A 13290-nucleotide genomic window follows, 5' to 3' on the forward strand; every position below is an offset into this window, starting at 1 on the left:
CCGAGACTTCCGCCGACCCGATCCCCGTTGAGCCGGCGCCCGAGCCACCCGTAGCCGAGGCGCCGTCCGCACCCGAAGGCGCATCGGCGGGTGCGGGTGCCGGCGCAGCGTCCGCAGGCGGCACGGCCGATGGCAGCGCCGGCGGCGTGGGGACCGGCGCGGGCGAGGTCACGACCGGCGCAACACAGCCTCTGGTGGTGCCGGGCTCGGTCAAGCTCTCGTTCGAAGTCGGCGGCCAGCGCGGCGCGCAGCCCTATTCGGGCGGCTATGGCGAACTGGTCTGGCTGCAGAACGGCGACGAATACAACGCCCGCCTGTCGCTGAAGGCGCTGTTCATGACCTTCCTGAGCCAGACCAGCGTGGGCCGCGTCGACGCCAGCGGCATCGCGCCCACGCGCTATTCCGAGAAGCGCAAGAGCGAAGTGGCCTCGCACCTGGTGCGCGACCAGGGCAAGGTGGTGTTCAGCAACAACTCGCCGAGCGTGCCATTGCTGCCCGGCGCGCAGGACCGGCTCAGCGTGGCGATGCAACTTGGTGCATTGCTGGCCGGCGACGCCAGCCGCTTTCCGCAAGGCAGCAAGATCCGCATCCAGACGGTCGGGCCCAAGGACGCCGAAGTGTGGGTCTTCAACGTCGAGGGCGAGGAGACCATCGAGGTGATGGCGGGCGAATTCAAGGCGCGCAAGCTTTCCCGCGCTCCGCGCCACGATTTCGACTACGAACTGGACCTCTGGCTGGCCCCTGAAATCGGCTACCTGCCGGTGCGAATCCAGCAAAGGCAGACCAATGGCGACACCGTCGACATGCGGTTGCGAGCGAAATCCGTGCCATAGCAGGGCTTTGGGCAAGTTCCGCACGTGCGCACGCCGGGGATGCGCGTTCCCTCGCTGACTCGTCCAAAACGCGCCCCAATGCCTAATTGATCACATTCTTGTGGGTGAAATGCCCGCACGGACACGGCCATCTTGAAACTGGCGCGTTGATTGCTATCTAACCATCATGAATGCAATCGACTACCGGAGCCACCCTGCCATGCAAATGCTCTATGACTCGGAATCCTTCGTTGTGGTGCACGTTCACTCCAATGAAGACGATGCACCTGCGGCGCCGAACATCCCCGCCTTGGCGCGGCACGGCTTTGAAATCGTCGACAAGCGCTCCGGCAAGGAGGTCTACCTCGACGGGTCCTGGGCCGAACTGTTCCAGCAGAAGATCGCCGCCTGGCAGTTGAACACGCCCACGCAGGAAGAAGTGGAAGACACCCTCGAAGGGTATGCCGAGCTGGCGCAGAACCCGGTGCTGATGCACTGAGAGGCCGTTGCTTTCTCATGGCGACAAGCCGCGTTTCGACGCGGCTTTTTTCTGCCTCACTAGCGCGCAAGCCGCATTCTCCGACAGTCTGAAGCGCCAGAACATAGGGCGCTCGCCGCAATACCCTCGCGTAGTATTCCGCGATGCGAATGGCGCGAACTCACCTCCTCCCGATCTCCCTGCTGGCCGCGGCCATGCTCATGCTGGCCGCGTGCACCGGCATGCGCCCGGCGGCGGATGCGCCCATCGCCGCCCGCGTCGCGGCATTGACGCCGGCGGACGCCTTGCTGCTGGGCGAGCAGCACGATGCCGCCGACCATCACCGTATCGAGCGAGAGACAGTGCAGGCGCTCGTCGACAGCGGCCGGCTCGCCGCGCTGGCGCTGGAGATGGCAGACGACGGTCGCAGCACCGCCAACCTGCCTTCCGGCGCGACCGAGGCCCAGGTGCGCGCCGCATTGGACTGGCAGGAAAAGGGCTGGCCTTGGGACAACTACGGACCGGCGGTCATGGTGGCGGTGCGCGCCGGCGTGCCGGTGCTCGGCGCCAACCTGCCGCGCTCACGCATGAAGGACGCGATGGCCGATGTCTCGCTCGACGTGCAATTGAGCGAGAAGGCGCGCGCGCAACAGCAGGAGGCCGTGCGCGACGGCCATTGCGACCTGCTGCCCGCCGCGCAGATCCTGCCGATGACGCGCGTCCAGATCGCCCGCGACCGCTCGATGGCGCAGGTGGTGCTGAAGGCGCGGCAGCCCGGCAAGACCGTGCTGCTGATCTCCGGCAACGCCCACGCGCTGCGCACGCTGGGCGTGCCGCAACACATGCCGACCGATGTGAAAGTGGTGTCGGTGCAGATGCTGGCGTCGGCGACGGTGCCGTTCCGCGCCGGCCCCGAGTACGACGCCATCTGGCAGACGGCTCCGCTTCCCGAGCAGGACTACTGCGCGACGCTGCGCAAGTAGCCGGAAGCACCCCTCACCCCGGCCCTCTCCCGCTGGCGGGAGAGGGAGAGGAATCTCAGGCGTGCTTCTTGATGGCGTCGGCCAGCGTGTTGACCAGCGTGTCGATGTGCGACTTCTCGACGATGTACGGCGGCGCGATCACCAGCACGTCGCCGGCCGGGCGCACCAGCGCACCGTTGTGGAAGCACTCCAGGAAGATGTCGTAGGCGCGCTTGCCCGGCGCACCGGCGATGGGCGCCAGTTCCACCGCGGCGGCCAGGCCCAGGCTGCGGATGCCGATGACGTTCGGCAGGCCCTTGAAGGTGCTGTGGAAGGCATCGCCGAGCACCTTGCCCATTTCGCCGGCACGCGAGAACAGGGCCTCCTGCTGGAACAGGTTCAGCGTGGCGATGGCCGCGGCGCAGGCCACCGGATGGCCGGAGTAGGTGTAGCCGTGGAAGAACTCGACCACGTGCTCCGGCGCGTTGGTGTTCATCATCGCGTCGTAGAGCTTGTCGCGGCAGATCACGCCGCCCAGCGGGATCACGCCGTTGGTCACGCACTTGGCGAAGTTCAGCATGTCCGGCACCACACCGAAGTAGTCCGACGCGAAGTTGGTGCCCATGCGCCCGAAGCCGGTGATGACCTCGTCGAAGATCAAGAGGATGCCGTGCTTGTCGCAGATGGCGCGCAGCTTGGTGAGGTAGTCCTTCGGCGGGACGTACCAGCCGGCCGATCCGGCGATGGGCTCCACGATGATCGCGGCGACGTTGCTTGGATCGTGCAGCGGCAGGATGCGCTGCTCCAGGTCGGCGAGCGGATCTTCGGACCACACCGGCTGTTCGTTGTGGATGTACGCATGGTTCACCGGATCGTGGATGAAGCGCATGTGGTCCACGCGGGGCAGGAAGGCCGAGCCGAACACCTTGCGATTGCCCGGAATGCCGCCCACCGACATACCGCCGAAGCCCACGCCGTGGTAGCCCTTCTCGCGACCGATGAAGAGGTTGCGATGGCCTTCGCCGCGCGCACGGTGGTAGGCGAGCGCCACCTTCATCGAGGTGTCCGCCGCTTCGCTGCCGGAATTGCAAAACAGCACCTTGTTCAGGTCGCCGGGCGCCATCGCCGCGATCATCTCGGCCGCCTTGAAAGCCTTGTCGTTGCTCACCTGGAAGGCGGTGGCGTAGTCGAGTGTGTCGAGCTGGGCCTTGATCGCTTCGTTGATCGGCTTGCGGTTGTGGCCCGCGCCCACGCACCACAGCGACGAGATACCGTCGACGACCTTCTTGCCGTCATGCGTGGTGAACTCCATGCCGTCGGCGGCGACGAAGACACGCGGGTCTTTCTTGAAGGCGCGGTTGGGGGTGAAGGGCAACCATTGGTTGTCCATGTTGAAGTCGGTGTAGGCCATGTTTGTCTCCTGTGCGGCAACCCATTCGAGCCGCACATTCTGGCACTTCATGCGGCCCTGCATGGGCCGCCGGGCATCGGCCGTTTGGCGGGGCCAGGCCGTTTCGACGATGACGATGTGCAGCTACTTGGGACCGCGCGCGCCGAGCACCAGGCTGCCTTCGAAGTCGTTGCGCAAAGAGCTTGAGCGCGAGTTGCGACTCCAGCTGCTTGATACGGTGGCTGACCGCGCTGGGCGTGCCGTTCAGTTCCTCCGCCGCCAGCCTCACGCTGCGCAGGCGCGCCAGCGCCTCGAAAGCCAACGGGCCCCTGGATGGGCGGGGGCGGTGCACTGCGCATGTCATGGCTGCAATTGTGCAGGTGCAGACGGGTAATTCCGGCGCTGCGACAATCGCCCGCTCTATGAATTCCGCGTACATCCTCACCCTCTCCTGCCCCGACCGCACAGGCATCGTGCATGCCGTTTCGGGCTTCCTGCTGGAGCGCGGCGCCAACATCGAGGAGGCCGCGCAGTACAACGACCACGGCACCGGCCTGTTCTTCATGCGCGTGCGCTTTGCCTGCCAGGCGCATGACGAGGCCGCGCTGTGCTCGGAGATCGGCGTGCTCGCCACCAGCTTCGGCATGAACTGGCAACTGCACGCCGCCGCCGTGCCGATGAAGACGGTGATCCTGGTCAGCAAGGACGGCCACTGCCTCAACGACCTGCTGTTCCGCTGGAAGAGCGGCCACCTGCACATCGACATCCGCGCCATCGTCTCGAACCATCGCGACTTCTACCAGCTCGCGGCCAGCTACAACGTGCCGTTCCATCACATCCCGGTGACTGCCGCGACCAAGGCGCAGGGCGAAGCGAAGCAGCTGGAGATCATCGAATCCGAAGGCGCGGAGCTGGTGGTGCTGGCGCGCTACATGCAGATCCTCAGCAACGACCTGTGCCAGAAGCTGGCCGGCCGCGCGATCAACATCCACCACTCCTTCCTGCCGAGCTTCAAGGGCGCCAAGCCCTACTACCAAGCGCATGATCGCGGCGTGAAGCTGATCGGCGCAACCGCCCACTACGTGACAGCCGACCTGGACGAAGGCCCGATCATCGAGCAGGACGTGGCCCGCGCCGACCACACCGACACGGTGGAAGACCTCACCGCCCGCGGCCGCGACACCGAAAGCCAAGTGCTGGCGCGCGCGGTGAAGTGGCACAGCGAGCACCGGGTGCTGTTGAACGGGCATCGGACCGTCGTTTTCCGCTAATGCGCTGAGGAGCCCGCCCCTCCTGGCAATGGCTCGACTTCGAAGGCCGGCAATCCCGGCTTGTCGGCCAGTCTGTAGGGAATGAGGCCTCCTTCTACGCGGGCGCGTCATGCCCGACGATTTGCAACCCGGCCCCGCGAACGATCAGCATGAGGCCTTCCTTGTAGCGACGGTCGAACTTGTCGAAGAGGATCTCTCCGGCCTGACGAAGCAGCGGCAGTCCCGCATCCGCCAGCCGCGCCTTGCGCTGCCCGAGGTCGTACTGGGCGGAGCGTTCACCGGGGCGGGGAAACACGGCCTGTTCCTCCATGGTGAAGCTGACCGTGTAGTTGTAGATCGTGCTCAGAAGCACCGTCGCCTCGCGTACCGTGAAGCCGGCTTCGACCAGGCGGCCGGCAATCCGCTCGACGGTCTTCATGTAGTCGATGCCGTTCAGCCGCGTCCCGGCGATCGTTCTCGCGCCGTCCCGGTATGCCAGCAGCACCTGCCGCAAGCCGGCACCGAAGGCGGTCGCCCATCCGGTCCAGTCGGCCGACTCGCGGGCGGGCAGCAACTGGGGCGCTCCCTTGGCCAGCACGGCGGTCGCGACCTCGTCGATGAGTTCCTGCTTGCTCTTGAAATGCCAGTACAGCGTGGCGGCCTTCACATCCAGCTCGTCGGCAAGCAGCCGAAGCGTCAGCCCTTCCAGCCCGACCCGGTTCAGCAGCGCCAAGGCCGCCGTCGTCACGATCTCTCGGTTCACCTTCATGGCGCCAGCATAGCAGCGTTGACAAGAAAACTCGAACGGCGTTAAAGTTATCGAACATTGTTAGAGTTTTGGTGATCCATGCAAGGAACACGCAGATGAAAGCCGCGATCGTTACTGCCGCTGGCCAGGCGCCGGTCTATGGAGAAATCGACGCACCCGGTGCCCGTGAGGGCCTCGCCCTGGTTGCGGTGAGTACCGCGGCGCTCAGCACCTTCAGCAAGTCGCGTTCAACGGGGGCGCACTACAGCGCGCAGGGGCTCTTTCCTGCCGTGGCAGGAGCCGAGGGCGTCGGCATCACGGCCGACGGCGGGCGGGTCTATTTCGTTCTCCCAGAGGCGCCAACGGGCGCCTTGGCCCAGTCCTGCCTGGTTTCGCCCGATCGCTGCGTGGCGGTTCCCGACGGGCTCGACGACGTGACGGCAGCGGCCATCGCCAACCCCGGCATGGCAGCCTGGGCTGCGCTGGTCGAGCGCGCCGCGCTGCGAAGTGGTGAAACGGTGCTGGTCAACGGTGCGACCGGCAGCGCGGGCCGGATGGCAGTGCGACTGGCCCGGCATCTCGGCGCCGGCCGGATCGTCGCGACGGGCCGCAATGCGCTTGAACTCGAGACGCTGAAGTCGCTCGGCGCGGACGCGGTGATTCCCTTCCGGTTGGAGAACGACGATCCGGCCGGCGCGAGAAGCTATGAGGCGGCGCTGGCGAGCGAGTTCGCCGCCGGGGTCGACATCGTGATCGACTACCTGTGGGGCCTCAGCGCGAAGACCGTCATCGTGGCCATCGCGAAGAACGCGGAAGACGGGCACGCCGTGCGCTTCGTGCACGTCGGAGGCGCCAGCGGCGCCGAATCCATCGACCTGCCTGGCGCCGCGTTGCGCTCGTCGGCCATTCAGCTCATGGGCAGTGGGCTCAAGAGCGTTCCCTTCCCTCGATTGCTCGATGCAGTGACCAATGTGTTCCAGGTCGCCGCCGCGACGGGCATGCGCATTCCCACGCGCGTCATGCCGCTCTCCGAAATCGAGCAGGCCTGGCAGGCGCCCGGCACGCCTCGTGTGGTGATCTCGATGAAGTAGTGCCTTCGGGCTGCCCCCCCCGCCGCGCAGGCATCGCGACGTTGACGTAGAGTCTTTCGCCATGAACGCTCTCGCCACCTCGTCGCGAACATCGCAACCGAAGAGATCGCAACCGCCGCAAGGCAGGCTCGCACCGCGGGCCGGCGCGATACTGGCGTGGGCCGACCGGGCCGCATTCGCATGAACGGCCTGCGCGGCCTGGCCTGGCTGCTGGTGTTCCAGTCGATCGGCGAGGCGCTCTCGCGCGGTCTCTCGCTGCCCTTGCCCGGGCCGGTGCTCGGCATGATGCTGATGCCGGTGGGCCTGCGCTTCGAGCGGGTGCGCGGGCCGGTGGGCGAATGCGCGACCTTCCTGCTGCAACACCTGTCGCTGCTGTTCATCCCGGTCGGCGTCGGTGTGATGACGCATCTTGCGTTGGTGAGCCAGTACGGCGGGCGCATGTTGCTCGTCATCGCGCTCTCGACATGGATCGGCCTGGGCGTGACGGCCCTGGTGCTGTACTGGCCTGACCGCCGGAAGAAGGAGAACAGCTGATGCCGCGCTTCGTCCAGCTCTGGGTGTATCTCTCGGCCACGCCGCTGTTCGGCCTGACCGCGACGCTGGTGGTCTACCTGCTGGCGCAGGCCGCGTACAACCGGCTTGGCAACGCGCCATGGGCCAACCCGGTACTGTGGTCGGTAGTGGCGATCGCCGGTGTCCTGCTGGCCACGGGCGTCGACTACCCGACCTACTTTGCGGGGGCGCAGTTCATTCACTTCCTGCTGGGGCCGGCAGTGGTCGCGCTGGCATGGCCCTTGTGGCTGCGGCGGGCCGAGTTGCGGGCGCGCTATGGGCGAGTGCTGATGGCCGCGTTGCTGGGCGGTATCGCGGCCAGCGGCTCGGCCGTCGCGCTGGGGTGGGCGGTCGGCCTTCCGCATGACGTGGTGCTGTCGCTCGCGCCCAAGTCGGTGACTGCGCCGGTGGCCATGGGCATCTCCGAAAAGATCGGTGGCATACCCGCGCTGTCGGCGGTGTTCGCGGTGCTGACCGGGATGGTCGGCGCACTGTCGGGCAAGTACCTGTTCGACCTGCTGGACATCGCGACCGACGCTACCGGCATGTCGGCCCGCGGTTTCGCGCTGGGGACCGCGGCGCATGGCATCGGCGCGGCGCGTGCGCTGCATGTGAACGCCGATGCGGGCGCCTATGCCGGGCTGGCGCTGGGCATGCAGGTGGTGCTCGCGGCATTGCTGATGCCATTGGCATTCCGGCTGCTGTAGCGGCAACGGCCGGGCGCGAAGGCTATCGGGAGCCACACAGCAAGACGCCCGCCATTACCAGGCGGGCGTCTTGCGTCAAAGGTCTACAGATCAGCTGCGGTTCGGGTTGTCCGGCCGATGGTCGTGCTGGTTCGGAACGCCGTCATGGTCCCGATCCCACGAGCCGCTGCGGTAGACGTAGTGGCCGCCTTCTTCACGCCACTCCGGTGCGCGCCAGGCATAGCCGGGACGTTCGCGAACCCAGGTGCCGCTGGTCCAGGCGTAGCGGCCATGGCGTGCCTCCCAATGCCCCGGCGCCCAGACGTAGCCGTGGCGCGGCGGCGGCACGTGCTCGACGCGCGGCGGAGGCGGCGGCTGGCCGATCTGCACGCTGATGCCTTGCGCCTGGGCCGCCATCGGGATGGTGAACGCGCCGACACTCAGGACGGTGGCGACGGCAGTGGCAAGAATGATTTTTTTCATGGGGTGCTCCTCATGAGTTGCAGGAGCCTTCATGGTGCCTTTGCCCTGTAAATGCTCTGTCAGCCATATGCCGGCACGGACGTAAAGAGTCGCCACCGGCAGTTACAGGACGCGAGCCCTACTGCAACAGTTCTCGCGAGGGGATGGCGGCCGCCATCGCGGCGTTGCCTGCATCCCCGGGGTGCAGGTGGTCGCCGCTGTCGTAGACGGGATTGAGCGCCTGCGGATCACGCGGATCGCGCAGCGCGGCATCGAAATCCACCACCACGATGGCGGCGTGCTGGTCGCGGACCCAGCGGTTCACGGCCTGCCGGATGTCCTCGTTCTGCTCGCTCCAGTAACCGCTGCCTTTCACGGGCAGCAGGGTGCCGAGCAGCACCTTCACCCCGCGCGCGCGGGCCATGTCGACCACACGCTGCAGCCCTGCGATGAGGCGCTGGGCGCTCACCGAGCGGGTCAATGGCCCCGCGCTGCCCGGACCGCCGACGAATGTCTCGAAGCCGATGTCGTTGATGCCCAGCAGTACGATCGCGTGCGTCACGCCGCTCTGGGCCAGCACGTCGCGCGCGAAGCGGTCGAGGCCGGAGGGGCCGACCACTTCGCTGAGCAGCCGGTTGCCCGCGATGCCGGCATTGAGCACCGATACCACCGGCGCGCCGGGCGAGGCGTCGCGCAGCCGCTCGGCCAGGCGGTCGGGGTAGCGGCCCAGCACGGGCCCGAAGGCATTGACGCCTTCGGTGATCGAGTCGCCGAAAGCCACCACGACGCGTACCGGCCCGCGGCTCATCACATCGAGCCCGGTGACGATGTGGTTCCAGTCCAAGGGTGCGGCGGCGGGCATCGTCGCATCGCCCACCATGTTGCCGGGGGCCACCCAGGTCGCACCGGCCGGCATCCGGTGCAGCGTGCCGAAGGGCGTGCGCTCGTCGAGGTAGAAGCTGATCACCATCGCCTGGCCGGCGCGCACCTCGGCCGGCACCGCGTCGCTCCAGGCGTCGGCGCCGGGGGCGATCGTGATCTCGCGGCGACCGCCGAACAGCAGCGGCTGCAGGGAGGCCGGCGACAAGGCGCTGCCGCCCGTGCCCAGCGCGATACTCGCCTCGGCAATGTGCAAGGGTGCACTGCCGAAGCGGTTGGAGAAGCGCACGCGCGCCTGCTCGCCGCTGATCGTCGGATACACGCGCTCGCGCACCGTCTGCGCGTAAAACGACGGCGGGGGCGCGGGTTGCGGGCCATTCACGGCCGGTGGCTGCGGCAGGCCCTGCGGCGCCGCCGCCCAGCTGGCGGTCCAGCGCGGCGCATCGACGCGCGGCTGCGCCGTCGCTGGCGAGCAAAGGATCGCCAGCGATGCGAATGCGGCCAACGCCGGGCGCAACAGGCAGTCGAGCCAGGAGGTCATGCGACTTTCAGGCGGCGGAAACAATGCAGTTTATGGCGTGTTGATTACGCCTTCGGCATCGCGATGCCATGTCATCTCCGGATGACCAAGGCGAGTGCAATGCAAGCCCACGCCTCGCCGCGCTACCAGGTGTCGACGTAGGCCACCGCCGCATCCGGCGTGCGCGATGCCGAGGCCAGCCCGCGCACCAGCCAGGCACGCGTCTCGGCAGGGTCGATCACCGCATCGATCTCCAGCGTCTGCGCCATGTTGATCGCCTCGCCGTTGGCATATTGCTGGTCCACGAGCTTCCTGAACAGGGCGTCGCGCTCGGCGCCTTCGGCCACGGCCTCGAGTTCCTTGCGGTAGCCCAGCCGCACCGCGCCTTCAAGGCCCATCGCGCCGAACTCGCCGGTCGGCCAGGCGACAGTGAACACCGGCGCATCGAAGCCGCCCGCCGCCATCGCTTGCGCACCCAGGCCGTAGCCCTTGCGCAGCACCACGCAGAAGAACGGCACGCGCAGATGCGCCTCCACCATGAACATGCGGCAGACGTGGCGCACCTGCGCCTGCGCCTCGATTTCGGGGCCGACCATGAAGCCCGGCGTGTCGCACAGGGACACGATCGGCAGCCCATGCACGTTGCACAGCTGCATGAAGCGGGAGGCCTTGTCGGCAGCATCGACGTCGATGGCGCCGCCGAGGTGTTGCGGGTTGTTGGCGATCAGGCCGACCGGCTTGCCCTCGATGCGCGCAAGCGCGGTGAGGATGCCGGGGCCGAAGCCCGCGCGCAGTTCCAGCAGCGAGCCGCTGTCGACCAGGCCGCGCATCGCGGCGCGCACGTCGTACACGCGCAGGCGATTCTCCGGGATCGCATGGCGCAGGGTGCGCTGGTCGGCGCAGTGCCAGTCGGTGGTCGCGCCCTGGAAGTACGAGAGGTATTGCTTCGCGACCGCGACCGCCTCGGCCTCGTCCTGCACCAGCACGTCGATCACGCCGTTCTTCGACTGCACGCCGCTCGGGCCGATCTGTTCCGGCGCAAAGGTGCCGAGCCCGCCGCCCTCGATCATGGCCGGGCCGCTCATGCCGATGTTGCTGCCGCGCGTGGCGATGATGACGTCGCTGCAACCGAGCAATGCCGCGTTGCCGGCGAAGCAGCGGCCATGCACGATGCCGACCACCGGCACCTTGCCCGACAGCGCGGCGAACTGGCTGAAGGTGTGGTTGTTGAGGCCCGCGACGATCGGCATGTCGGTGTCGCCGGGCCGCCCGCCGCCGCCTTCGGCGAACAGCACGACCGGCAGCTTGAGCTGGTGCGCGATTCCGAGCAGGCGATCGGTCTTGGCATGGTTGCGCATGCCCTGCGTGCCGGCCAGCACGGTGTAGTCATAGGCCAGCACGGCGCAGCGCGACTTCTCGGGGCCGAACTGCTTCGCATTGATGCTGCCGATGCCGGTGACCATGCCGTCGGCCGGCGTGTTGGCGATGAGGTCGTCGAGCTTGCGCCTGCGTGTCTGCGCGGCGATGGCGAGGGCGCCGTATTCGAGGAAGCTGCCGGGGTCGCTGTCCAGGTCGCACAGGTCGGCGATGTTGGCACGTGCGGTGCGGCCGCCCTGCGCGTGGCGCTTGTCGACCGCCGCCTTGCGGTTGGCGTCAAGCGTGGGGGCATGGCGGTCGATGACCTTCTGCAGGTCGGGACGGATCAGCGACAGGTCATGCGCGGCCTGGGCCTCGGCTTCGATCGATTGGGCATCGACCGCCTCAAGCTGCACCAGCGGCTGGCCTTCGATGAGGTAGTCCCCGGGCGCAGCGAGCAGCGCGACCACGCGGCCGGCCTGCGGTGCGTTCAGCAGGTGCTCCATCTTCATGGCTTCGAGCACGCCGAGCTGCGCGCCGGCCGGCAGCACATCACCCACCGCGACCTCGAACTGCACCAGCCTGGCGGGCATGGGCGCACGAACGACCAGTGCATCGTCGCTGTCGTCGAACTCGATGCCTGGCTTCACCGCGGCTGCGTGGGCGGGCGCGGCCGACTTCTGCATCGCCGCATCGAGCTGCGCGGCGCTGGCCAGCAGTTCCGCGAGGTGCTGTTCGACGAAGCGCGTGTGCACATGCTGCGAGGCGAACTCGGGCCGCGCCGCGATGGCGCGCAGCAGCGACAGGTTGGTCGCGATGCCTTCGATGCGGCACTCTTCGAGCGCACGCAGGGAGCGGCGCAACGCGTCCGCAAAGCTTTTCGTTGACGACTGCACGATCAACTTGGCCAGCAGCGTGTCGTAGTGCGGCGACGGGGCCAGGCCCGCATAGCCGTGGCCGTCCACGCGCACGCCCGGCCCTTCAGCCAGGTCGAAGCGCGAGAGCGTGCCGCTCGCCGGCCGCGCATTGCCTTGCGCATCGAGCGTCTCGGCATTGATGCGCCATTGCACGGCGAAGCCGCGCTGCGGCGCCGTGCGGTCGGCCTCGATGCCGAGTTCGTCCAGGCGCTGCCCCGCGGCAACCGCGATCTGCAGTTGCACGAGATCCAGTCCCGTCACCGCTTCCGTCACCGTGTGCTCGACCTGCAGGCGCGGATTGGCCTCGATGAAGACCCATGGCAAGGTGGTCGCCTGCGCGTCGACGAGAAACTCCCAAGTGCCCAGTCCGCGATAGCCCACGGCCGCGGCCATGCGCAGTGCAGCGGCGGTGACCTCGGCGCGGATCGATTCGGGCAGGGACGGGCTCGGCGCGATTTCCACGAGCTTCTGGAAGCGCCGCTGCAGCGTGCATTCGCGCTCGCCCAGGCTCGCCACCACATGCCCGTCGCCCAGCACTTGCACTTCGATGTGCCGCGCATCGAGCATCAGGCGCTCGACGTACACGCCGTCGACACCGAAGGCCGCCTTCGCTTCGGAGACGCAGCGCGCATGTGCTTCGGCCAGGTCGTCGGCACGCAACACCGCGCGCATGCCGCGGCCGCCGCCCCCGCCGATGGCCTTCACCATCACGCCGGCGTGGGAGCCGTCGGCCACCTGTTGAGCGAGGAAGGCCTGGGCCTGCGCCAGCGTCACCGCGCCCGCGCTGCCGGGCATCACCGGCACCTTGCACTGCGCGGCCAGGGCCCGCGCGCGGGCCTTGTCGCCGAACAGCGCCAGTTGCTCCGGCGTCGGCCCGATGAACACCAGCCCCGCGTCGGCGCACGCCTGCGCGAAGTCGGCACGCTCGCTGAGAAAGCCATAGCCCGGATGCACAGCATCGCAGCCCTCGGCCCGCGCGACCGCGACCAGCGCGGCGATGTCGAGATAGGCAGAAGGACCGGTAGCGTCGAGCGGCATGGCCTTGTCGGCCAGCCGCACGTGCAGTGCCTGCGCGTCGTCCTTCGCGAAGACTCCCACACTGGCGATGTCGAGATCGCGCAATGCGCGCACCAGCCGCACCGCGATCTCGCCGCGGTTGGCCACAAGGATTTTCTGGAACACTGAAG

At 67.8% G+C, this 13290-nt stretch carries 12 protein-coding genes and 1 pseudogene; 7 read left to right on the top strand and 6 right to left on the bottom strand.

The window, feature by feature from the left end:
* The 3 genes from HB681_RS36115 to HB681_RS36125 form a co-directional block, all read left to right on the top strand.
* On the top strand, positions 1-833 hold an 833-nt coding region (locus tag HB681_RS36115), incomplete at its 5' end, for a DUF3108 domain-containing protein (RefSeq protein ID WP_213959715.1).
* A 199-nt stretch (positions 834-1032) separates the two neighbouring features.
* Positions 1033-1311 carry a DUF3567 domain-containing protein gene (locus tag HB681_RS36120; protein WP_213959742.1) on the top strand — a complete coding sequence of 93 codons (279 nt, stop codon included), beginning with the start codon at positions 1033-1035 and terminating at the stop codon, positions 1309-1311.
* Between the two features lie 149 nt (positions 1312-1460).
* Positions 1461-2273, top strand: a complete 813-nt coding sequence (locus HB681_RS36125) for a ChaN family lipoprotein (RefSeq protein ID WP_256735244.1) — start codon at positions 1461-1463, stop codon at positions 2271-2273.
* A gap of 55 nt (positions 2274-2328) precedes the next feature.
* On the opposite strand, the gene HB681_RS36130 is transcribed toward HB681_RS36125, so the two are convergent.
* Both HB681_RS36130 and HB681_RS38570 read right to left on the bottom strand, forming a co-directional pair.
* A complete protein-coding gene (locus HB681_RS36130) occupies positions 2329-3663 on the bottom strand; it encodes an aminotransferase class III-fold pyridoxal phosphate-dependent enzyme (RefSeq protein ID WP_213959716.1) in 1335 nt (444 codons plus the stop codon).
* Positions 3664-3838: 175 nt separating this feature from the next.
* Positions 3839-4006, bottom strand: a pseudogene (locus HB681_RS38570) (LysR family transcriptional regulator); the annotation flags it as partial.
* A 58-nt stretch (positions 4007-4064) separates the two neighbouring features.
* Between HB681_RS38570 and purU the strand changes: the two are divergent.
* The gene (gene purU / locus HB681_RS36140; RefSeq protein WP_213959717.1) at positions 4065-4913 is read left to right on the top strand and encodes a formyltetrahydrofolate deformylase; all 849 of its coding nucleotides are present in this window, start codon (positions 4065-4067) and stop codon (positions 4911-4913) included.
* Between the two features lie 94 nt (positions 4914-5007).
* Here the strand turns inward: purU and HB681_RS36145 are convergent, their stop codons facing one another.
* Positions 5008-5661, bottom strand: a complete 654-nt coding sequence (locus tag HB681_RS36145; protein ID WP_213959718.1) for a TetR/AcrR family transcriptional regulator C-terminal domain-containing protein — start codon at positions 5659-5661, stop codon at positions 5008-5010.
* A gap of 95 nt (positions 5662-5756) precedes the next feature.
* Here HB681_RS36145 and HB681_RS36150 point away from each other — a divergent pair, with 95 nt between their 5' ends.
* The 3 genes from HB681_RS36150 (at position 5757) to HB681_RS36160 (ending at position 7990) form a co-directional block, all read left to right on the top strand.
* Positions 5757-6731, top strand: coding sequence for a zinc-binding alcohol dehydrogenase family protein (locus HB681_RS36150; protein ID WP_213959719.1), 975 nt, complete (start codon positions 5757-5759; stop codon positions 6729-6731).
* Positions 6732-6911: 180 nt separating this feature from the next.
* Complete coding sequence (locus tag HB681_RS36155; RefSeq protein ID WP_213959720.1) at positions 6912-7265, top strand: CidA/LrgA family protein; 354 nt, start codon at positions 6912-6914, stop codon at positions 7263-7265.
* Positions 7265-7990, top strand: a complete 726-nt coding sequence (locus HB681_RS36160; RefSeq protein WP_213959721.1) for an LrgB family protein — start codon at positions 7265-7267, stop codon at positions 7988-7990. The genes HB681_RS36155 and HB681_RS36160 overlap by 1 nt, the downstream gene beginning before the upstream one ends.
* 90 nt (positions 7991-8080) lie before the next feature.
* Here the strand turns inward: HB681_RS36160 and HB681_RS36165 are convergent, their stop codons facing one another.
* The 3 genes from HB681_RS36165 to HB681_RS36175 all read right to left on the bottom strand — a co-directional run bounded on the left by HB681_RS36165 (position 8081) and on the right by HB681_RS36175 (position 13285).
* Positions 8081-8452: a YXWGXW repeat-containing protein gene (locus HB681_RS36165; protein WP_213959722.1), complete on the bottom strand. Its 372-nt coding sequence runs from the start codon at positions 8450-8452 to the stop codon at positions 8081-8083.
* Positions 8453-8570: 118 nt separating this feature from the next.
* Positions 8571-9851 carry a GDSL-type esterase/lipase family protein gene (locus HB681_RS36170; protein WP_213959723.1) on the bottom strand — a complete coding sequence of 427 codons (1281 nt, stop codon included), beginning with the start codon at positions 9849-9851 and terminating at the stop codon, positions 8571-8573.
* 122 nt (positions 9852-9973) lie between these two features.
* Complete coding sequence (locus tag HB681_RS36175; protein WP_213959724.1) at positions 9974-13285, bottom strand: carboxyl transferase domain-containing protein; 3312 nt, start codon at positions 13283-13285, stop codon at positions 9974-9976.
* Positions 13286-13290: the final 5 nt, after the last annotated feature.

The sequence above is a fragment of the Variovorax sp. dw_954 genome (assembly GCF_018449755.1).
Classification (GTDB): Bacteria; Pseudomonadota; Gammaproteobacteria; order Burkholderiales; family Burkholderiaceae_C; genus Variovorax.

Coding starts and splice junctions, on each gene's coding strand:
- HB681_RS36120 (WP_213959742.1), top strand. CDS start 1,033: ATGCAAATGCTCTATGACTCGGAATCCTTCGTTGTGGTGCACGTTCAC.
- HB681_RS36125 (WP_256735244.1), top strand. CDS start 1,461: ATGGCGCGAACTCACCTCCTCCCGATCTCCCTGCTGGCCGCGGCCATG.
- HB681_RS36130 (WP_213959716.1), bottom strand. CDS start 3,663: ATGGCCTACACCGACTTCAACATGGACAACCAATGGTTGCCCTTCACC.
- purU (WP_213959717.1), top strand. CDS start 4,065: ATGAATTCCGCGTACATCCTCACCCTCTCCTGCCCCGACCGCACAGGC.
- HB681_RS36145 (WP_213959718.1), bottom strand. CDS start 5,661: ATGAAGGTGAACCGAGAGATCGTGACGACGGCGGCCTTGGCGCTGCTG.
- HB681_RS36150 (WP_213959719.1), top strand. CDS start 5,757: ATGAAAGCCGCGATCGTTACTGCCGCTGGCCAGGCGCCGGTCTATGGA.
- HB681_RS36155 (WP_213959720.1), top strand. CDS start 6,912: ATGAACGGCCTGCGCGGCCTGGCCTGGCTGCTGGTGTTCCAGTCGATC.
- HB681_RS36160 (WP_213959721.1), top strand. CDS start 7,265: ATGCCGCGCTTCGTCCAGCTCTGGGTGTATCTCTCGGCCACGCCGCTG.
- HB681_RS36165 (WP_213959722.1), bottom strand. CDS start 8,452: ATGAAAAAAATCATTCTTGCCACTGCCGTCGCCACCGTCCTGAGTGTC.
- HB681_RS36170 (WP_213959723.1), bottom strand. CDS start 9,851: ATGACCTCCTGGCTCGACTGCCTGTTGCGCCCGGCGTTGGCCGCATTC.